Genomic DNA, 21,689 nt, shown 5'->3' on the forward strand with positions numbered 1-21,689 from the left:
AATGGAATCATTTGCATTTGTTAATATATTTTTATATGTAGCTTACTTACTGGTATTTCTAGCAGCACTCGGTGCTATAGTATTACCATTGGTAAATGCATTAGGAAATCCTAAAAGCTTGCTTAAGTCAGTTTTAGGAATAGCAATCATAGGTGTTATCTATTTAGTGTCATGGGGTGTTTCAGGAGATGAAGTAACCGCAGTATATACTAAGTTTGATATTACACCTACATCTTCAAAAGTAATTGGAGGCGTTTTAATCACTACCTATTTATTAATGGGTATTGCAGTGTTGTCAATTATTTATTCTGAAATAAGAAAAATCGCAAACTAATGGCCAGAAGTAAATCAAGAGCATCATCAGAAGTAAATGCAGGTTCAATGGCAGATATTGCCTTCTTGCTACTTATTTTCTTTCTTGTAACTACTACCATTGCATCAGACAAAGGATTAACCATCACTTTACCTCCTAAACCGGATGACGCAGAAGAAATAGATCTTATAATAAAGGAGAGAAACCTTTTTAAAGTGTCTATTAATTCAGCAGATGCCTTATTAGTGGAAGGAGAGCGAATGGATGACTATACTGAGATTAAAGATATGTTAATCGAACATATTTTAAATCCTACTAACGATCCTGAATTGTCTGAATCACCTGATAAAGCTATCGTTTCTTACAAAACAGATAGAGGTACCAGTTATGAGATATACATTAATGTGTTAGATCAATTACAAGGTGCTTATTATCAAATATATGGTGAAAGGGTAGGTCTTACAGCTGAGGAGTTTCGTACTTTGGATTTAAGCAATCCTAAGGATCAGGCTTTGTATGATGAGGGTAGAGAAGGAATCCCAATGGCGATTTCAATTGCAGAACCAACTAATATAGGAGGATAAGATATGTCTAAGTTTAAAAAGAAAACAAGTGCCAGCCAGGATATACCTACTGCTGCATTACCGGATATTATTTTTATGCTTTTGTTCTTTTTCATGGTAACAACTGTTTTGCGTGAAACTGATATATTGGTAGAGCAAAATATTCCTAAGGCGGAACAATTGAGAAAAATAGAGCGTAAATCTTTAGTTTCCTACTTGTATATTGGTAAACCTAAGAAAGCAGAGGTTTATGGTGAAGAGGCCAAGATCCAGGCGAATGACGTGTTTATTGAGCCTAAAGATGTTCTTCTTTGGGTAGCCAATGAAAAGGATAAATTGGCAGAACAGGAAAGGGATAAGATCACAATTGCACTGAAAGTTGATAGTGAAGCCAAAATGGGTGTAATTTCTGATGTTCAACAGCAATTGAGAGAAGCTAATGCACGTAAGCTGATGTATAATACACGAGTATTAACAGAACAACAAGCTGGTTTATAGTTAAATAAACAAAAATATATTTAAAAACCTGCATAATTTTATGCAGGTTTTTTTTTGACTAAATTTCGAGGTCTGGGAAATTTTGGGTAAAAAGAGACATTAATCTCAGTCCTACTGTGAATTCAAACTGGAAATCTTTGCAATTGTGGAACGGATAATAATATACCATGTCGCTCCTCTGGAGCTATTCTAATACAAAAATCAGTACTATTAAGAAGAAACTCCTCTGGAGTTGAAGTGGATAATTTGAAATTATATTCCTTTAATTTAGATCAAGGATTTCAATCTTCTAATATATAATAATCAACCAGAGCTACCAAAAGGTAAGTTCCTGTTCCTGTATACTAGTAATCAGATGGATTTGCTCCATCGGGGTAAAACCTTAATAGAAATGCTGTTGGCTTGGATTATTGTTTTAAAACCTTCTCCTTTCTTAGAGCGACTTATTCTGCTTCTGAAGTGGCTTGCTGTGTCCTCAATTGCTCCTTTCTTCTCATCTCTTCCTGAGTAGCTTCTAATTCCTCCATGTTTTGCCTTAGTTCTTCTTCCTGCGCCCTCATTTCTTCGGCCTGTGATTGCATCTTCTCCAACAGTAGCTTAGTTATTTGATTGTTTTGGGCTGTGGCAATTGCCGAGGCAATATATTCACCAGCTTTTTCTAAGAAACTGACTTCATGTTCTTCCAGTTTTTTGAAAGAGGCTAATTCAATTATTGCCTGTACTTTTTCATTGTATTTCATAGGGACTATTACCAGGCATTCAGGAGTGGCATCTCCAAGTCCGGAAGTAATATAAGTATACTTCTGAGGGATTTCGGTGAGTACAAGAGTTTCCTTTTCCAAATAGATTTGCCCAACCAAACCTTGTCCAATATCTACTCTCTTATTAATGAATTTTTTACGATCAAATGCATAAACAGCTGAAAGAATAAGGTGATCGTCATCTGAATCCTCATTTTCTGCTAAGACAAAAAGGCTTCCTTGTTGGGCATCAATATATTTGGTTAAATATTTAGTTACCTCATAAGTTAACTCTTTAATATCCTGCTCGCTGTTCCTTATCACTTCTGTTAATTTGGACAATCCTTCAGTAGACCAAATCCTCTTCTTGTTTTCCAGGTCTACCTTTTCCATTTTCTCTTTCATACTGATCAGCTGACCAGCTAAATTATCTTTATTTAAATCAGAATTTTCTTCATCCAGACCTTCCCATTTTACCTGATAGTCTCCGGAGGACACTTTAGTAACATAGTTAGCCGCCTTTTTTAGGTTTTCTATTGAGCTATTTAATATTTTCTCGGCTCCTCTGAATTGAGTATCCCCATCATTAAATAGATATCTTTTATTATTTTCCCTGAGGTTGATCAATAATGCTATTCGGTCTTTATGTTCCTTTCTTAGCTTCATTAAAACCAGAATCAATGTAGGGATCCCTATCAGTAATAATAATAACTGCACGATTGTATTTCTTGAAATGGCACTTTCATAACGTTCTTCAGCCTCGTTCACCAATTCATCTTCAAATGCATTAAGTCTCTTACTAAAAGCATCATTAATGGGCCAGAAAGTCCTTCCAAAATCATTTGAGAGGATCGCCAGGTACGCATCCATATCGTCATTTTTTAAATGTGTCACCATTTTCTCGTACATGTCGGCATATTTATGGAAGCCTGCCTTTAATTTAGGGTAATTTTCAGGATCACTATAGCCCTGAATAGCAAACAAACTGTCTAATTTGTGAAAATTTTCTCTATTGGCCTTTCTGGCATCCTCAATGCTCCAAAATAGAAAATTGTCATTGCGTATGAGGGCATAACCTCTGGCACTTATATCCATCTGCCTCATATTTAACATGGTTTCTTCCATTACTACAGAAACCATATTGGATTGTTCTTTCACTTCCAGTGCATGGCTCATGACTTTTCGGTTATAAAAAGAAAGTATCACACTTAGGAGAATAAGTCCGGATACAGTATAGATGCCGATTGATATTAGGTGTTTTTGAAAAAAGTTTCTCATAGCCTACAGTAATCCCTGGTTTATTTCAACTGAAATTAATGTTAATTTATGAAAAAGAAAAATGTATCAAAAATATAGCCTATTCCCTCCTGGTAACTTTTAAGCTCAAATTGCATTTTTGAGAGACTTGAAATTTTTTCAATGAATGAACCAAAATGTACTTATGTAAATATGTACCTATTGCTTAACCCATCCAACTCTATTTTTCGCCAATAAAATAATTGTACTCCTATTGTTTTAGATAATGTAGAGAAAAGCTGTATTTTCATTTTTAATAAACTAAACAAATACATTATGATCAAACAAATATTCATTGCATGTTTATGCTTTGTGGTGTTTTCATCTAATGCACAAGAAACTTTTCAGGTGAACGGTGTGAAAGATGATAGAACCAACTTACATGCTTTTACCAATGCTACTTTACATGTGGACTATCAAACCACAATGGAAAATGCAATTTTAGTAATAAAGGATAATAAAGTAATTGCATTGGGGACTGACATAGCAGTTCCTCAAGGTGCTATTGTACATGATTTGTCGGGTAAACATATTTATCCATCCTTTATCGAATTGTCAAGCGATATTGGCTTACCAAAACAGAAATCAGAGAGGGCAAGAGCTCCTCAGTTAGACCCTAAAACATCAGGTGCTTTTAATGCAAATGATGCAATAAAGGCGTATTTCAATGCTGTAGATGAATATTCAATTAGTAAATCTGATGCTGAAAAATTGAGAAAGGCCGGCTTTGGAGCTGCACTTTCCCATAGTAAAGATGGATTGGTAAGGGGTACAGGTGTTTTTGTGGCCTTGAGGGAAGATGCTGAGAATAAAGTAATATTAAAAGAGCGGGTTTCTTCGCATTTTTCTTTTGATAAAGGAAGTTCAACTCAAGATAATCCCAGTTCATTAATGGGAGCCATTGCATTAATCAAGCAAACTTATTTTGATGCTGATTGGTATACCAATCAGGATGAAATGGTTGATTTATCTCTGCAAGCATTCAACGATAATAAAGGCTTGCCCCAGTTTTTTGATGCAGGAGTAGATAAGTTGTATTTATTACGTGCTGACCGATTAGGAGATGAAATGGGTATACAATACATTATTAAAGGGGCAGGAGATGAATATCAACGGCTTAATGAAATAAAGAAAACCAATGCCAAATTAATTGTTCCGGTTAATTTTCCGGATGCCTATGATGTGGAAGATCCGCTGGATGCACTTAATGTAAATCTTGAAGATATGAAGCATTGGGAATTGGCTCCTTACAATTTAAAAAGATTAGCTGACGCTGGGATTGATTTTACAGTTACTTCCGATGGGCTTAAAGATGCGGCTAAATTGGCAGAAATGATGGAAAAAGCTATTGAAGCTGGTTTGTCTGAGGAATTGGCATTAAAGGCACTTACCTATACACCTGCCAAATTGATTAGTATGGAGAAAAGTATTGGGAGTCTTAAAAATGGAATGATAGCTAATTTCATTATTACTGATGGTAGCCCTTTCAGAAAGAAAACTAAAATTTATGAGAATTGGGTACAAGGCCATCAGCATAGCTATGTTGACCTGATTAAAAAGGACCTTTCAGGTAATTACCAGCTAACTCTGGCAGGAAAGAATTATGACTTGCAGGTAAGTGGCGAGCCGGACAAGCCTGAATTTAAGGTTGTACTTAATGATTCCACCAAAATTGATGTAAAATCTAATGTAGCTAAAGAGCTTATCAGCATGTCTTTTAAACTAGATACTGCAAAAGAAGCTACTGGTAAAATCAGATTATCAGGGTGGTTGACAGAGAAAGGAATGTCAGGAAATGCAGAGTTACCTGATGGCAATTGGGTTAAATGGACAGCCTCAAGAACAGGAGATGTTGAAGCCAAAGAGGGAGAAAAGGAAAAAAAGGAGGAGAACGAGGAAAAGAATGCTGATGAAGCAGGTTCCTTATTATATCCTTTTGTAGCTCATGGAAAAGCCACAAAACCTACTTCAGAAACCATTTTAATTAAAAATGCAACAGTTTGGACCAATGAAGCGGATGGTGTTTTAGAAAATACTGATGTATTGCTTCAGAATGGGAAGATTTCACAAATTGGAAAAAATTTATCTGCTTCGGGAGCTAAAGAAATTGATGGAACAGGAAAGCATTTAACTGCTGGCATTATTGACGAACATTCACATATTGCTATCAGTCGCGGAGTGAATGAAGGTTCAGAGGCTGTTACGTCAGAAGTGAACATTGAAGACGTGGTTGATTCTGAGGATGTCAATATTTATAGACAATTATCAGGTGGAGTTACTACTTCTCATTTATTACATGGTTCTGCTAATCCAATTGGAGGCAGATCGGCTATCATTAAATTGAAATGGGGTTATAGCCCGGAAGAAATGAAGGTTAGTTGGGCTGATAAATACATTAAATTTGCTTTAGGCGAAAATGTAAAACAATCTAATTGGGGAGAACAAAACACAGTGAGATTCCCACAAACGCGAATGGGAGTGGAGCAGGTTTTTATAGATGCTTTTACTCGTGCCAGGGAATACGAAAAGGAGTGGAACACTTACAATTCTTTATCTAAAAAAGAAAAAGCAAATGCAGTTGCTCCACGCAGAAATATTGAATTGGAAACACTTGTTGAAATCTTAAATGAGGAACGATTTATTTCTTGCCACTCTTATGTGCAGTCCGAAATAAATATGTTGATGCATGTTGCTGAAAAATTTGATTTCAGAATCAATACTTTTACCCACATATTGGAAGGCTATAAGTTGGCTGACAAGATGAAAGAACAGGGAATAGGTGGATCCACTTTTGCTGATTGGTGGGCTTACAAATTTGAAGTGAATGATGCCATACCTTATAATGCAGCTTTAATGCACGGAGAAGGTGTGGTGACAGCCATTAACTCAGATGATGCGGAGATGGGAAGAAGATTGAACCAGGAAGCCGGGAAAACAATCAAGTATGGAGGAGTTGAAGAGGAAGAAGCATTGAAAATGGTAACCCTTAATCCTGCCAGATTATTACATTTGGATGAACGTCTGGGAAGTATCAAAAAAGGAAAAGATGCTGATGTGGTATTATGGAGCGATCATCCATTATCGATTTATGCCAAGGCAGAGAAAACCATTATTGAAGGAGCTATTTTCTATGATATAGAGCAGGAGGCACAGGGAATGAAAGATATTCAGGCTGAAAGGGCACGACTAATAGCCAAAATGCAAGGGGAAAAGAAAAATGGAAAGAAGACACAGGAAGCAAAACCTAAGTCTCAAATTATCTACCACTGCGAAACTGAAATCGAAAATTATTCATCTTTAAAATAAGCTGATTATGTTAAAATTATTTAAATATATTATTGGTGTTTCTTTCTTTGTGGGTATCAGTCATGTGAGTATTGCTCAGGTGCCTGCTCCCGGAACAAAGCAGGAAAAACCTATAGCTATCATGAATGCTGTAGCTCATTTAGGTACAGGTGAAGTGATTCAGAATTCTGTAATCACTTTTGCAGATGGTAAATTAACTAATGTGGCCGATGCGACAGTCATTCGTCTTGATCTTTCTCAATATGAAGTAATCAATGCTGAGGGAATGCACGCATATCCAGGCTTGATAGCTTCAAATACTATTGTTGGTCTGGAGGAAATCGCTGCAGTACGTTCTACAAGGGACCAGGCAGAGACGGGAGATTTCAATCCCAATGTTCGTGCTTTGATTGCCTACAATACAGATTCAGAAATTATTCCGACCACTCGTTTTAATGGTATTTTGTATGCTCAGACTACCCCTAGAAGTGGAAGGATATCTGGTAGTTCTTCTGTAATGGATCTGGATGCCTGGAACTGGGAGGATGGGGTATTGAAAGCTGACGAGGGTATCCATCTTAACTGGCCTACAAAACTACTTTCTCCGAGATGGTGGACTGGGGAAACTGAATGGCGGGAGAATAAAAAGTATGATGAGCAATATACAGAAGTTGAAAAGTTTTTTAAAGATGCTGCTTCTTACAATAATATCTCACAACCTGAAGTAACTAATCTTAAAATGGAAGCTATGAAAGGGCTTTTTGACGGATCGAAAAGTCTGTATATCCATACTGACAGAGCGAAGGAGATAGTTGAGTCAGTAAAATTTGCCCAAAGAATGGGAGTTAGCAAAATTGTTGTAGTAGGAGCGGGGCAGGCCTTTTATGTAAAAGACTTCTTAAAGGATAATGATATTGCGGTTATTTTGGAAGACACTCATCGTTTACCCGATAGAACTGCTGATGAGGTTGACTTACCGTATAAACTACCATTCCTTCTGAAAGAAGCCGGCCTAAAGGTGGCAATAGGACAGTGGGATGAAGTAATGAAGGTGCGAAATTTACCTTTTGGTGCCGGAACGGCTGCAGCTTATGGATTGGGCAAGGAAGAAGCTTTAAAGATGGTGACATTGAATCCTGCGGAAATTATGGGTGTTTCTGACAAAATCGGATCATTGGAAGTGGGGAAAATTGCTTCAATAGTAGTCTCTGAGGGAGATTTACTGGATATGAAATCCAATAAATTGGCTTATGTTTTTATTGAAGGGAGAAGAGTTACCCTGGAAGCACATCAACAGAGGTTATACCAAAAATTCAAGGATAAATACGAAAATCAGAAGTAAGAAATTGATTCAAAAAGACTGTTTCAAGTGTAAGCAGAGGCGGTCTTTTTTTTAAAATCAAAAATCTGCTTATTATTTCGTTTTGAACATATAAAACATTTACCACAAGAGCAACCTAGTGAAAGACAATAAAAAGAGGCTGAACATTTTTGTTCAGCCTCTTTTTATTATTTGAAAAACATTTTCAACATCTTATTTAGAAAATGTTCTTTGGCTACTTTAGTTTATCTTGATTTTAGCATTACCATAAGTAGTATGAATCGCCACACGGCCTTTACTTGAACTTCCTTCACCTACTGTACCTTTAAATTCTTTTTCAAAATCCTTTTCAATTCTGGTATTGAATGTGGACTTGCTTTCAGGATAGATGAAATCACCAAAGCTGGTTGTAACATGTACTTGTACCATGATTCCTGATTCAAAATTAAGAGTTACTCCTGAGAATTCTGTCTTCAAAATGATCTCTTCAAAATCTTTAGAGATATTATCAACTTCCAGGTTACCACTTACATAAGAAGCTTTTAAATCTAAAGTTTTATTTAGCTGCTTTATTTGTACTCCTGAAAATTCACTTTTTCCCCTAAGAACATCGATCCTCCCTATTTTTAGATCACCGTATTTCCCATCTAAAGCAATGTTTTTTGCTGTATTTATGTCAACTTTAGAAAAAGAACTTTTCAATTCTATATCCCCGGCATTTTGCAGATTGAACCGATCAGCATATTCAATTATCACATTACCTCCTTCAATAGATTGTACATCTCCATTACCAAAAGCCAGTTTTAACATGATTTCCCTGATTTTACCCATGGATAGGTTACCATATTCCACATGAAGGTCAATGGGACCGTTATAATCTTGTATGGCAAAATTCCCAAAACTATTTTTGATTTTTAAGGAATGATTGTCAGGTATTTTTACTTCGTAATTAATCTCAAATTTTTTGCCTGAACCATTCATATTGATACTGCCTTTCTTGAATAGCGTTTTTATAGCTACTATATCTGATTTAGCACTTTCCTCAATTTGTACTTTTTCCCTTATCTTTTGAGCTTCTTTTTCTGATAAGCCTGTTAGAACCAGTTCTACATTGATGGAAAATTCTTGTTTACTCCAGGTTGATACTGTGATATTTCCAAATTGATTGTTTAAATCCAACGAGGTGCTTTTGCTTACCGGATAGTTTTTATCGAGTAAAACAGTAGTTTCCTGTGCTTTGCCAACAAAGCTTAATAGTAAGAAACTTATTAAAATAACAATGCTATATATGTTTTTCATCTTTTTCATTTTTTTGTGTGTTTGAGTGTTGTTGTACTTCTTCCAATATTTCCAATTGTTCATTTAGGATCTCAATTTGTGTTCTAAGGTTCCAGATCATAGCATCTATTATTTTTTGGTGCGGAACGCCTTGCTTTAGCTGCTGTTTTAATGATTCGTAATTTTTCTGTAACTCATTCAGATCCTCATGAATAGGATAATCTATCTGATCAGATTTCTCTTTCACTAATTGCGATTTATTAGCAATAGTATAGGTGTAATACTTTTCTATTTCTTCATAGCTTCTGCCATTTACCGTCAACCTTTCCAGCTGATCCACTTTTTGATTGAGCTCATACCTATCCATTATCAGCCATCCCACAGCCAGTAAGAGTACAATAGAAGCAGCGGCAAGCCAGTTGAAACTATTCTTCTTTTTAGGTTTTATTTTCCTTTCAATAGCATCCCATGAAACTTCATGATTGAAGTCTTCTTCAAAGGCATTTCTATTTTTGCCAATAAAATCTTCCAGTTTATCCCTATCTGTTTTCATATTGTTTGAGAATTTCCTTTAACTTGATTTTAGCCCTGTGAAATTGTGATTTAGATGTGCTTTCTGAGATGCCGAGGATTTGAGCTATTTCTTTGTGTTCAAATCCTTCGAATAAATACATACTGCACACCACCCTAAAGCCATCAGGAAGCATCATAATAGCTTTTTTTACCTTTTCTACCGTGAAATCTATCTCCTGCCAATCTATTTCCTCCGGTTCCTCTATATCAATTCCATCAATATCATTGGAGATCATTTCTTTTTTCTTTCTTATACAATCCAGCGCTTGATTGATAACAATTCTTTTGAGCCATGCTCCAAAATTTGCCTGATACTCGAATTGATTGATTTTACTATAAGCTTTTATGAAAGCTTCCTGGAGGATATCCTGAGCTTCCTCCTCTGCCTTTATAATGCGAAGTGCCACATTGTACATTGCCTTTGCATATAATTGATAGAGTTTGCCAAATGCCTGGTGGTCGCCTGCTTTACAGCTTTCAATCAATTCCTGATGAATATTTATAGTAGTTGTTTCCAATTTTTATATTTATCTGCTTCAAAGACTTCCAGATTTTGGAAAGGTTGCTTTGGCAATAAAATAAATTGCATAAAATTACTGGCTATTAAAATTATAGAGGATAATAATTTAGCAAATTAACTGTTTTCAAAATAAAGCGGGTTATAAAGTAGTGGCAAGGAGCAGATGCAGTGAAAGAGAAAATGCTATTAGAACCAAGAAAGGAAGATTAATTTTTATTTTGAACCGACAGGAGTGAGGCATTCAACATGGTTAAGTGAAGCATAATTATTATCTCATCTTTTTTATCCTTCTCCAAAAAGGAAGTTATTTTGACTTAACGGCATTAGCTGAGCATCAATAAATTGTTAATTTATTGAATTAAAAATATATAAGATTTTATTTTTTAAATTTTTGCCCTTATATTTGAGACATAGGTATTAAAATTTGTGTAATCATGAAAAAATTGTTCTTAATAGTGTTAGCAGGCTTGTTCCTGGGTGCTTGTGCACAGAAAACCTGCCCTACTTATGCATCTAATGATGTAAAAAATGAAGTCGACACAGTTATAGAGAATAAAATATAAGTGCATAAAGTATAGATAAAACTATTCAGCATATTTTTTAACGTCATTTGCAGTGATTTTTTCATCGCTGAGAATTACCAACCTTTCTACTACATTTCTTAATTCCCTGATATTACCACTCCAGGAATAAGATTGCAGTTGTTCCAATGCAGCTTTATCAATCATTTTTACTTTTGCACCTTGTTCATCAGCTATGTCAGAAAGGAACTTTTCTACTAATTCCGGGATATCCTCTTTTCTTTCTTTCAATGGTGGAACCTGAATTTTGATTACACTTATTCTGTGGTACAAATCCTCCCTGAACTCATTTTTCTCAATGGCTAATTTCAGGTTTTTATTGGTAGCTGCAATAATACGTACATCAACTTTAATATCTTTTTCACCTCCCACACGGGTGATTTTGCTTTCCTGTAATGCACGCAATACTTTTGATTGAGCTGCCAGAGGCATATCACCAATTTCATCCAGGAATAAAGTACCCCCATTGGCTTGCTCAAATTTACCAATACGTTGCTTAATAGCTGAGGTAAAAGATCCCTTCTCATGACCAAACAATTCACTTTCAATTAATTCCGATGGAATAGCAGCACAGTTTACTTCAATCATTGGTGCTTTGTTCCTGTCGCTTTGTTCATGAATCTGACGAGCTACTAATTCCTTTCCGGTACCATTTTCACCCATAATCAAAACGCGAGCATCAGTAGGGGCCACTTTACTAATGGTTTCCCTTACCTCTGTGAGTGTATTGGAAGAGCCAATCATTTCATATTTTTTGGATACTTTTTTCCTGAGGGTTTTTGTTTCAGCTACTAAATTGGACCGGTCCAGTGCATTCCTTACCGATACTAGTAATCTGTTCAAATCAGGTGGTTTGGAAATAAAATCAAAAGCTCCTTTTTTAGTGGCTTCTACAGCCGTATCAATAGTGCCATGTGCGGAAATCATGATAAAGGGAATATCAATGGACTTTTCATAAACCGCATTAAGCAATTCAAGGCCATCCATTTTGGGCATTTTCACATCGCAAAGTACTAAATCGAAATGCTGGCTTTCAATTTTTTTGAGCCCTTCTGCACCATTGGCAGCTTCCTCAATTTCGTATTTTTCATATTCCAGTATCTCTTTGAGAGTTTGTCTGATACTAACTTCATCATCTATTAATAGTATTCTAGCCATAAGATTATGTATTTAAAAAAATTGCAAGCCTATAAGCCGGGTTCTGTATCCTTTTCCGGCATAACCGAAAAAGGTTCCTATCATTTATCTAACGCAGCCTACCCCTTTTTACCTGCTGATACAGCATTTCGGACGAGCAGCCCTTATCCCGACCAGGCCGGGAGCAAAAATGTATGTGGCCTTACAACCCGAAAGGTTTACCATGCACCCGTTTGTTACCAAACGAGACGGTGAGCTCTTACCTCGCCTTTTCACCTTTTCCCCCGATAACTACCGAGGGTAGTTTAATTTTCTGTGGCACTTTCTGTTCCCGGCTCCTTTCGAAACCGAGACCCTGTGTTTCCCCAGGTACGGTGCTCTGTGTTGCCCGGACTTTCCTCCCCCCGAATAATCGGAAGGCGATAAGACAGCTTGCAATTCTATTTTTTTTTAAAACAATTACAAAAATACGACCAATTTCGGGCTTAGCCTTAAAGATTGTGATTTTTTATTGTTGGTTTACAGAAAAGGTATTTAAAATATATTACTCACCTGACGAAGAGCAAAAGCTATTGCATAGCGTCTAAAGCTGTTGTGTAATGGTGAATATGGATAGTCTGGTTTTAATGTACATCCAAGCCGGTAAGCTTATGCTCCCAGGCATCAGCCACAGTAGCAACTTCTTCAATGATACTTTTTAGTACACTTTCTGTTGCATTTTCTGAATAAGTTGCAGCCTCAACTCTAATGTAATCATCCACCAGTATGAAACGAGCGGCACAAAATGTAGCATTAGCACGAATAAGGTTCTCCAGGTTAATACTTTCAGAGTATTCACATACTTTGGATGTAAATTCAATACTGGGCTTATTGGTAATGTCACTATTTTTTTTCGTTCCTAATACAGCCTGATACCTGTTACCTCCCAACGGAAATATTACTACAGATTTGTTTGTATCATACTCCTGAAACTGACCACCAATTTCATTGGCGTAATTTTCCATAAATTCATTAAAGTTCATAGAGCAAAAGTATTTTGGTTTAATAACAACTCAATTTATAAAAATCAGACTTTTTATGAGAAATACATTCTTTTTTTAATCAATATATACAACTTCGCTGAAATATAACAAACAATATTAATAAATATATTGGATAAAAATAAGATTATTTTTTATTTTATCTTTACTAATGTTGCTCCATAGCCAAACTTTTCTTTTTTAGCATCTTTAAAGAATTGAATATGGGCATTGTCCGAAAGTATTTTATGGATTTTGTTTTTCAATATACCATTTCCAACGCCATGAACAAAAACCACCTCATCTAATCCGGCCATAATGGCCTGGTCAAGCTTGCTTTCGAAAGTGGCCAATTGAATTCTTAGAATCTCATCCTTTGGCAGTTTTTCATAGTTGGGGTCAATCGATTCAATATGTAAATCAATTTCAGAATCACTGAATTTGCTTGATGTACTATGTTTTGTTTCCTCAGCTGACTCATAAAAACTATTTTTTAGTTTTTCCGCATCTATGGTTAAGGGTGTAATATGACTACTTTGCGATTGGTTAAGGGGGATTAAATAGCCCTTTTTGTTAATTTGTGGAATAAGCTGTGTTTCCTTTTGAAAGTGTTTGGCTTTAATATTCAATACTATTTTTTCCGGTCTGTTAGGTATTGCCCACTTAGCAGTTTCTGAAAGTATCATAAATGAAATTGGTAACCAACTGTTAATATGATCAAGGTTTCTTTCTGTGATCTTTACAAAGTTCATGTTGAATACTTTCTCTGATAGAATGGTTCTCTCTTCATTATTGGAATTGACTTCATTAGCCAAAACCAATAGATCGTCCTTGGTGAAATTTAATAAATATATACTGCTTAGCCGATCGTTTAAAGGAATAATGGCAGCAAAGAATCCATTCAGTGAATTGGGTGGGGCTGATGGACTAATTTTTTTAATGTTTTTTGTTTTTGCCGGCCTCCCAGTTTCATCGGCCATATCAAATGAAGTGCTTTCATCAGCCGATACTACCACCAATTCCGACTGTAGAACAGGTATTGCAAATCCATCCTCTATTTCCACTTCAACTAATGATCTTTCCAAAAGCCTGGTGATTTTCCCTTCTTCCGTTCCGCGTAATAATCTAACCCGATCTCCTACTTTCATAATTTTTATATTTTAATGTCCTTTCCTCAAAAATAAACAGGATGTAATATTAGTTGGTTTCCGCGCCATTCCAAGGTTGGGAAGGGTATTTTTATCAGGTTGACCAAGTAAAACACATGCCGTAACCACTTTTGCTGTGTTTCAATTTTACTAAAATCGACATCAAGGCTTAAAAATAATTGTCTCTGTGCTTGATATCCATTTGCAATGTTTTCCTCGGGATTACCATATAGCATTTCCCTTCCACTATAACCTACGGAAAAAGCCATCCATTCGGGGAAAATATTTTCTTTACTTAATAAATTAAAATTCGCAGATAACCAATAGGTTTGTCCGTTGTAATCTTTCAGCCACTGCTCGTAATAATTAGACCCTAAAACATAGGGTCGAATGTTGGCATAATGGGTAGGGGAGAATGAATATTTGGGATGTAAATAGTTTTCAGCCCAAAGTAATTGTTGGAATGGCAGAAAGGCACCTATTGCGTTGGCAACAAAATCACCCCATGAGGCACCGTAGTTTGAAGAATAACCATCCATTATTTCAATTGGAAGCATCATAGCAGTACTGGATATACCACTCCAGAAGAGAGCTTTTTTTTGTGGTATACCTGTACTTTGCAATAGTTTGGAATTAGCCAAACTTAAATGGTAGGCAGTATAAATATGGCCGGCTTTATCCATTTGGAGCCATTGGGCATTGTCATTAAAAAATGTGAAGGACTGGTTGGTGTCTTTTCCATACCAAATCACTGCTAATCCGGTCATGCCAGCTGTGTAAATTACAGATTCAGCAAGGATTATCTTTTTCAATTTATGCCGGTTCAGGCTGTCCTGGGCTACAGTGGAAAATGCGAAGAAGAATAATAAACAAAATGTAAAGAAGGATTTTAAGCTGTTGCACATGACATCCTAAAATTAAGGATAATTATTGTCAACAACATTTTATAATTCATAAAGTAGATATTAATTTATTTAAATGGAGTTTATGGCTAATTACACAAGAGTAAGAGGTAATCTGTTGATTTTCAGTGATAAATAAGAAGTTTTGTAAAATAGAATTAGTGTCATTCGGCTAATTTTATTATCAACAAAGAAGAAGTTTATTCGAAATAGAGTCTGTTCCCCTTCAGCAGCAATCATTGTACTTTCATGTATTTCTGTAGGGTGCAGAGTTCTTTTTATCTTTTTTCTTGACAGAAAAGATAGAACGCCAAAGGCATCCCTTCGGGAAAAGTCAAGACAAAAAGATGCTTCTACGCTGCAATTCAGCGCAGTCCCGCCTTTTTGTCGACCCACGCGCTTTCGTCCTAAGGGACGAGTTGGCATACCATGTAGATAATAATATGTTCAGTAAATTTATTTGTCTGATGACCGTAAAATTTAATAACAGACTTTATATAGTTAATCCTTTGTACAATAGCTTCATTTTTTATTGATCCAAAGCTTGTTTATAAGTATCCAGTGCCCGTTGTCTGGCAAATTTATGATCTACCATTGGCTCAGGATATTCTTTGGTATTTAGTTCCGGAATCCATTTTTTGATATATTTATTTTCTTTGTCGAATTTATCTGTCTGGCTGTAGGGATTGAATATGCGGAAATACGGTTGCGCATCTGTGCCTGTGCCTGCAGCCCATTGCCATCCTCCATTGTTAGAAGATAATTCATAGTCCAGTAGTTTTTCGGCAAAATAGGCTTCGCCCCATCTCCAATCTATCAGTAAATGTTTGGTAAGGAAACTGGCTGTGATCATTCTTACCCTGTTATGCATATAACCGGTGGAATTGAGCTCACGCATACCGGCATCCACTATAGGGTAGCCTGTTTTTCCCTGACACCATTTTTCAAAATCTTCCTCCTCATTTCTCCATGGAATGGCATCATATTTTGATTTAAAGGCTGCGTTCATAACATGAGGGAAGTTTCCTAAGATCATACTGTAGAATTCTCTCCAGATGAGTTCATTGAGCCAGGTGTCATTTAAAGCCTGGGCTTTTTTTACAGCCTGCCGGATACTGATGGTGCCAAATCTTAGGTGAATTCCCAGCCTGGAGGTACCATTTTTAGCGGGGTAGTCTCGTAACTTGTCATATTTTTTAATAATTTCTTCCGGATAAGACTTGTCTGCTATTTCAATAGTGCTTTTTTCAAAGCCTATGCTTTCCAAATCAGGGAATTCAGGTTCAAATTGATAAAATTTGTCTACCGATAGTTGTACGTCAAAAGGCTGGAGTTGATTGTTTTTCAGGCTTTCCAACCACTTATTTTTGTAAGGTGTAAATACCTTGTAGGGTTCTTCTGAGCCGTTTAAAATCTCTTTCTCTTCAAAAATGACATGATCTTTGAAATCTAAAAAATCAATACCATTCTTTTTTAACAAATCATCAATTTTTTGATCACGTTCTTTCGCATAGGGCTCATAATCCCTGTTGGTAAAAACTGTATCGATTTCATAGTCCTTTATCAGTTTCTCAAATACTTCTTCAGGCTTTCCGTGGAGAATCAACAGACCTGAGCCGAGTTTTTTCAATTGCAGATCTATTTCCTTTAAAGTATGATGTATAAAACTCACACGTGCATCTTTTTTATCTACAAGATCATTAAGTATTTCTGTATCGAAAATAAAAATGGGCAATACAGGTTTTTTCTCATTTTGGGCATAATAAAGGCCTGTATTATCAAAAAGCCTGAGGTCTCTCCTGAACCAGAATATATTTAATTTTTCCACCAATTTACTTTTAACTTAGGCAAGTTAAACAGTCGGGGGAGCTGATAGTTTAGTATTTTAGGGATTTTCTTCCTCTTCCCTCATTATTGCTTCTGACCGGATGTCAATTTCTTCGTTTTCCTCATTTTGCGGACTTTCTTTTTCCTGTACTTCTTCTTCTTCCTGCTCTTCTTTTTGCTTGTTTTTATTGAAGATGTCCCTGATTTGGTTAAAACTACTTACATGGAGCAAACTTACCCCTGTACTGGTTGAAGCTGTATTGTTTATCCTGTCTAAAGTATTGAAGTTTGTTCTATTATATATTTTCACCCTCAACTTTCCATCTTTGGATAACAAATACTCTACTGACCAATCACCCAGTATTCCCAATATTTCCTGGTTTACGTCATCTGTAACACCTTGTGTAAAACCACCATCCCGGGTCACCCTTAATCTTCCATCCAAAAAACTGTAGGAAAGCCTAAGCTGGAAAGTATTAAATTGCTCCTGGTCAAAAGATCCAAAGTCTACGTCAATTTCAAGGTTCTCATCAATTTGTGTTACCCAATAGCTTAGCTGGTTAGAAAGAAACTCACTTACAGAATTACCTACGGAGCCACTTACGGCAAAAGAGGCTCTTGGAGAAAGCCGTCTCAATATGATCAAACTAAAAACTTGTCTTTTCAGCTCTTGTTCATCGGAGGCCAACTCTGTTTTGAAAGCGGCCATTTCAGTTCCTAACGCCAGCGGTTGCCCTTGTTCGGAAGTGATATTGTCAGGGTAACCGGTAATGTCTATGTCAAAATCTACCCGGGGTTTTAACAAATCACCTTGTAGGTCCAAAATTACCTTGGCCGGATACCTTCTTTTTAATTCAGGGCTGCTACTATACACTGTATCTATTATGGGCAGAAGGGAAACATTCTGTTCATAAATGGCTTTGATGTCAAGTATTCCTCCGTAAGGATCTCCTTCCCAAGAAATCCTACTGCCAGGCTGTATTTTAAACTCTTTATTGATGATATTATAAAGAGTGAAATTGTAACCGCCTTCCGTGAGAGTATAATCTCCCAACATGGAAAATGAGCCATTTGAGTCAATGTTCAGACTTATCTTACCATTTCCCCTTCCCCGAATAATATCTCCTGACTTTATATCAAAAATAATTTCGGCATAAGCATCAGGAGTGATTTCCAAATCGAAATTCAGGTTTACTCCGGTTACATCAACTTCGCCTACTTCATTTATTGTGCCGTCCTTTCGGTTGGCAGTATCTTTCACGTTAATGAAATGGATAAAATCTTCTTTTGCCACTGAAGAGGTGCTTTCCACAGGTATAAACAGACGGGTTCCCTTTTCTGATTTTGCATTTGCCTCTATCGTAAGGTTGTTTACAGGACCCTTGAAGCTTACATCTCCTGAAACGTTAGCATTTCCATAATAGAGCTCATTGTCAGCTGCTGTGGTATTGAGCACATTGAATGCATACATTCTTCCGGACAAATCGAGCCTAAGATCCGTAAAACCATCATGAAGGAGATCTCCTGAAATACCACCCAGATTACCCTGGTTATCTATCAACTGAATGTTCAGGAGTGATACTTTATCCTGATCGAAACCTACATTTCCCGAAAAACTATAATAGGTATTTAGGTAATTTACTCTTAAGGTTCCGTCATTCACTTTTCCAATTCCCTTGATGACAGGATATTTTAAATTTCCAGTGATTTTAAATTCTCCATTTACTTTTCCTCTAATATCAGAGAAAATACTGCTAATAAATGGTTCTGCAATAATAAGATTGGCTTCTGTTAATTTCGCATCCAAATCCAAAGAATTGTCTTTTGCCCCGGGTTCATAGGATCCATTAATAGAAACAATGTCTTTATTATTTCTATTGACAATGAAATTCATAACCATTTTTTCATCCTGAGCCCTCCATTCTGTATCTCCACTGATATTACCGATCAGGAATTCATCAATGTAAAAATTGCTTATATCAATATCACTGTCAATAAGATACTCCCCTCTGTAGTTTTGAATGGTGACAAACCCATTAATAGCACCTTTGTAATCCCTGTCAGCCAAAAGACTATTCACATTCTCAACATTGAAGCTATCCACTCTTATATTCAAAGCTTTTGTTGAGTCACTTGATAATTCTCCATTGAGGACAATTTTTTCTTTGCCAGTGGAGATGCCAAAATTCTCAAACATATAGTTCCCGTTGGACAGAATAGCCAGATTATTGTCTTCAAAACGCCAGATGTTTTCCAAAGCATTAATTCTTGATTGAGTAATTTCAATAGAAGTGCTGTCATCCAGAAAGGTAATGATCCCTGCCAGATCGAGGTCATTATTATATTGTGGTTGCTGCACAAATCCATTAAAATTAATGGTATTACCGGTCCAGATAAGTTCAGCTTCAATATTTTCCGTATTTAAATTTTTGGAAAACTGTTGGGATCGGGAATATACATAACCCATTCCCAAAACGTTTTTATCAGCATGATCCTTGGAAAAGGTTAAATCGATTTCATTGTTTTTAAATGCTGTTTGATTAAAATTAATAGAATCTATCTTGGCTGCGAAGTTGAAAATACTATTTTGACCATTGATAAAACTACCGGCAATGTTTGTTCCGGGACTAATGTAAAGTTCAGGTAAAAATAACTGAATGAGAGGATTGATTTTCTTTATCTTAAGATCATATAATACCTGATATTTATCATATTCTTTGTAGGGGTCAATATTACCATAATATTCTTCCAGCACTGCTGCATCATTTTTAATATTCATTTGGAATTCTTTAACCAATGTGTTAATGTCTTTTGATAATTGGCTAAATAAATACCTGCCATTGATAGAGCCGGTCAGCAGGTCTGAATCAATAAATAATTGCCTGTGGCCATCTTTCTTTTCTGTATTTACATTAAGCGTATCTAATGTGAAGGTATTGCCCCTGTATTCAGCATACACATTTTGGAGAAAGGCATTGCCTACAATACTATCCAATTGAATTCCACGTCCATCCAGAGTTCCTGAAGCTTTAATAACAACATCTTGTTTAGTGATATTGAGGGATTTCAGATTGATAGTATCCAGATCAGCCATTATATTAATGATGTTCTTATTATTTCTGAGATCAATTGAACCTTCCATTGCAAGCTTCAGGAGCGGATCGTTGACGGTTAATTTCCCATTAAAAAACTCTTTGGCCAATTGAGCATTGGTGGTAATGTTTTGATACTCATATCCATTAATTCCTATCAGACTGATATTGGCATTAAGTTTTAAATTGGCTGTTGCAAGGGTTAAACCTTTGCCATTGATATTACCTGTCATTTGGAGTTTTTGAACGAGTGAGTCATTTTCCATTAGCGTTCCTAAATCAAAATTATAGGTTGAAATGCTTCCCTTATATTCTGTATTGCCAGTTTTTTCAGCTACTTTCAAGTTAATATCGGATTCTATCCTTCCTAATTTTGTATTAAAGACACCATTGGCTACAAAGTCATTTGTAAAGCCAATAAATTTTCCTGAAAAACTAGTAGTGCCCAGGATATCAAGCTTTTTATTGGTAAGGCTGTCTCTTACATATTGCTTTAGATCTTGTGGAGACAAGGTGGCATTGCTTAAGTTGAAATTAATGAAGGATTCTGAAATTTCAGGAAGTCCATCCATTTCCAGCCTCCCCGCTATACTGCTGCTCTGTCCGAAAGAAAGGTTAAGGTTTCTGGCAACGAAATTTTTTACTTTCCCTTTAAAATTACCTGAAAGTGTTATTTTTTCATCATAACGTTTAAGGTATGGGGCAAAGTAAGCCAGGTCAGCTGCATGGATTTCTGTATTTTTAAAATCTGCTGCTATGTTTACAGAGTCCACAAAGTAAGAAAGATTGGGCATGCCATTATAAGTGAGGATGAGGGAGTCCTGAATAATACTTTCGTTAATCTCAAGTTTGAGGTTGGTCAGGGCCAATTTACTTTGGGATATTTCAAAATCTGATTGAATGTTTTTAAGAAGAAGCCCGGAAGCTGAATCTATGGCTGTCAATCGTTCAATTTGCATTTGAATAGTATCCCTCCTGCTGGAAAAATCATGTACTTCAGCATTTAAATCAGTGAGAATAAATTGGTTATAGTTGAATCCCTCCTGAATGCTATCTCTATCATAGTTAATAATACCGAAAACCAGGTCCTCAAGGATAATATGATTAATCAGTAAATTCTTAGGGGCTCTGGCCACACTGTCTGTGGGCATATCAGTTAGGTTACGAATAGCTTCAATTAAGTAATCTATGTTAAAATAATCATCGCCTTTTTTTCTGATCATCATAACATTCCCATTAGAAAGAGTAACATCATTAAGTAGGATGTTTTGAGCAGTTAGCAGTTCTTTGATGTCATAATTGACTACCAATTCTTTGGTATTTATAAATGGCGACTGATCTGTGTTTTTAATACCCAGATCTGAGATAGTAATCTGATCGAACCAGTCAACGTTTATTTTACTTATGGTTACTTCAAATCCTAGTTTGTCACTTAAATAATCACTGCCCATTTGCGCCACACGTGTTTGGACATAGGAAGATTGCATAGCTAACACAATAAAGCTAAGTGTAAAAAACAGTATAAGGAATAGCCACAAAATTACTTTTGCAACACCTTTTTTAATACCTTGCGTTAAATTTTTTTCCTTCTTCAAT

At 36.1% G+C, this 21,689-nt stretch carries 16 protein-coding genes and 1 other RNA gene; 6 read left to right on the plus strand and 11 right to left on the minus strand.

Features of this window, described 5'->3' with window-relative positions; genetic code table 11:
- Position 1: 1 nt before the first annotated feature.
- The 3 genes from JKA74_RS14865 to JKA74_RS14875 are packed head-to-tail and all read left to right on the plus strand — an operon-like array spanning position 2 to position 1,374.
- Positions 2 to 334 carry a hypothetical protein gene (locus JKA74_RS14865; protein WP_201432004.1) on the plus strand — a complete coding sequence of 111 codons (333 nt, stop codon included), beginning with the start codon at positions 2 to 4 and terminating at the stop codon, positions 332 to 334.
- The gene (locus JKA74_RS14870; RefSeq protein ID WP_201432005.1) at positions 334 to 897 is read left to right on the plus strand and encodes an ExbD/TolR family protein; all 564 of its coding nucleotides are present in this window, start codon (positions 334 to 336) and stop codon (positions 895 to 897) included. Before JKA74_RS14865 ends, JKA74_RS14870 begins: the two co-directional genes overlap by 1 nt.
- A gap of 3 nt (positions 898 to 900) precedes the next feature.
- Entirely contained in the window at positions 901 to 1,374 is a 474-nt protein-coding gene (locus tag JKA74_RS14875) for an ExbD/TolR family protein (protein ID WP_201432006.1), read from the plus strand.
- Positions 1,375 to 1,817: 443 nt separating this feature from the next.
- Here JKA74_RS14875 and JKA74_RS14880 read toward each other — a convergent pair whose 3' ends face one another.
- Positions 1,818 to 3,290 (minus strand): GAF domain-containing protein, encoded by a 1,473-nt coding sequence (locus JKA74_RS14880; protein WP_201432007.1) that lies wholly within the window; start codon positions 3,288 to 3,290, stop codon positions 1,818 to 1,820.
- 396 nt (positions 3,291 to 3,686) lie between these two features.
- On the opposite strand from JKA74_RS14880, the gene JKA74_RS14885 reads away from it, so the two are divergent.
- Positions 3,687 to 6,716 (plus strand): amidohydrolase family protein, encoded by a 3,030-nt coding sequence (locus JKA74_RS14885; RefSeq protein ID WP_201432008.1) that lies wholly within the window; start codon positions 3,687 to 3,689, stop codon positions 6,714 to 6,716.
- 7 nt (positions 6,717 to 6,723) lie between these two features.
- On the plus strand, positions 6,724 to 8,037 hold the full coding sequence (locus JKA74_RS14890; RefSeq protein ID WP_201432009.1) for an amidohydrolase family protein: 1,314 nt from the start codon (positions 6,724 to 6,726) through the stop codon (positions 8,035 to 8,037).
- 219 nt (positions 8,038 to 8,256) lie between these two features.
- On the opposite strand, the gene JKA74_RS14895 is transcribed toward JKA74_RS14890, so the two are convergent.
- From JKA74_RS14895 to JKA74_RS14905, 3 genes are read right to left on the minus strand one after another with little or no spacing between them, the layout of a single operon-like run.
- On the minus strand, positions 8,257 to 9,315 hold the full coding sequence (locus tag JKA74_RS14895) for a DUF4097 family beta strand repeat-containing protein (RefSeq protein WP_201432010.1): 1,059 nt from the start codon (positions 9,313 to 9,315) through the stop codon (positions 8,257 to 8,259).
- Positions 9,299 to 9,847: a hypothetical protein gene (locus tag JKA74_RS14900; protein WP_201432011.1), complete on the minus strand. Its 549-nt coding sequence runs from the start codon at positions 9,845 to 9,847 to the stop codon at positions 9,299 to 9,301. Before JKA74_RS14900 ends, JKA74_RS14895 begins: the two co-directional genes overlap by 17 nt.
- Positions 9,834 to 10,385 carry an RNA polymerase sigma factor gene (locus JKA74_RS14905; protein ID WP_201432012.1) on the minus strand — a complete coding sequence of 184 codons (552 nt, stop codon included), beginning with the start codon at positions 10,383 to 10,385 and terminating at the stop codon, positions 9,834 to 9,836. Before JKA74_RS14905 ends, JKA74_RS14900 begins: the two co-directional genes overlap by 14 nt.
- Before the next feature lie 436 nt (positions 10,386 to 10,821).
- Between JKA74_RS14905 and JKA74_RS20895 the strand changes: the two genes are divergently transcribed.
- A complete protein-coding gene (locus JKA74_RS20895) occupies positions 10,822 to 10,950 on the plus strand; it encodes a putative periplasmic lipoprotein (protein ID WP_262895941.1) in 129 nt (42 codons plus the stop codon).
- A gap of 21 nt (positions 10,951 to 10,971) precedes the next feature.
- Here the strand turns inward: JKA74_RS20895 and JKA74_RS14910 are convergent, their stop codons facing one another.
- The 7 genes from JKA74_RS14910 to JKA74_RS14940 all read right to left on the minus strand — a co-directional run bounded on the left by JKA74_RS14910 (position 10,972) and on the right by JKA74_RS14940 (position 21,688).
- Positions 10,972 to 12,126: a sigma-54-dependent transcriptional regulator gene (locus JKA74_RS14910; protein WP_201432013.1), complete on the minus strand. Its 1,155-nt coding sequence runs from the start codon at positions 12,124 to 12,126 to the stop codon at positions 10,972 to 10,974.
- 16 nt (positions 12,127 to 12,142) lie between these two features.
- Positions 12,143 to 12,544: RNase P RNA component class A (gene rnpB, locus JKA74_RS14915), an RNA gene on the minus strand.
- Positions 12,545 to 12,728: 184 nt separating this feature from the next.
- The gene (locus JKA74_RS14920) at positions 12,729 to 13,127 is read right to left on the minus strand and encodes a hypothetical protein (RefSeq protein WP_201432014.1); all 399 of its coding nucleotides are present in this window, start codon (positions 13,125 to 13,127) and stop codon (positions 12,729 to 12,731) included.
- Between the two features lie 152 nt (positions 13,128 to 13,279).
- Positions 13,280 to 14,272 carry a Smr/MutS family protein gene (locus JKA74_RS14925; RefSeq protein WP_201432015.1) on the minus strand — a complete coding sequence of 331 codons (993 nt, stop codon included), beginning with the start codon at positions 14,270 to 14,272 and terminating at the stop codon, positions 13,280 to 13,282.
- A 26-nt stretch (positions 14,273 to 14,298) separates the two neighbouring features.
- A complete protein-coding gene (locus JKA74_RS14930) occupies positions 14,299 to 15,084 on the minus strand; it encodes a DUF2279 domain-containing protein (RefSeq protein ID WP_201432016.1) in 786 nt (261 codons plus the stop codon).
- A 619-nt stretch (positions 15,085 to 15,703) separates the two neighbouring features.
- Positions 15,704 to 17,002, minus strand: coding sequence for a cryptochrome/photolyase family protein (locus JKA74_RS14935; RefSeq protein ID WP_201432017.1), 1,299 nt, complete (start codon positions 17,000 to 17,002; stop codon positions 15,704 to 15,706).
- A 57-nt stretch (positions 17,003 to 17,059) separates the two neighbouring features.
- Complete coding sequence (locus JKA74_RS14940) at positions 17,060 to 21,688, minus strand: translocation/assembly module TamB domain-containing protein (RefSeq protein WP_201432018.1); 4,629 nt, start codon at positions 21,686 to 21,688, stop codon at positions 17,060 to 17,062.
- Position 21,689: the final 1 nt, after the last annotated feature.

This window comes from Marivirga aurantiaca (assembly GCF_016679925.1).
GTDB classification, from domain to species: Bacteria; Bacteroidota; Bacteroidia; order Cytophagales; family Cyclobacteriaceae; genus Marivirga; species Marivirga aurantiaca.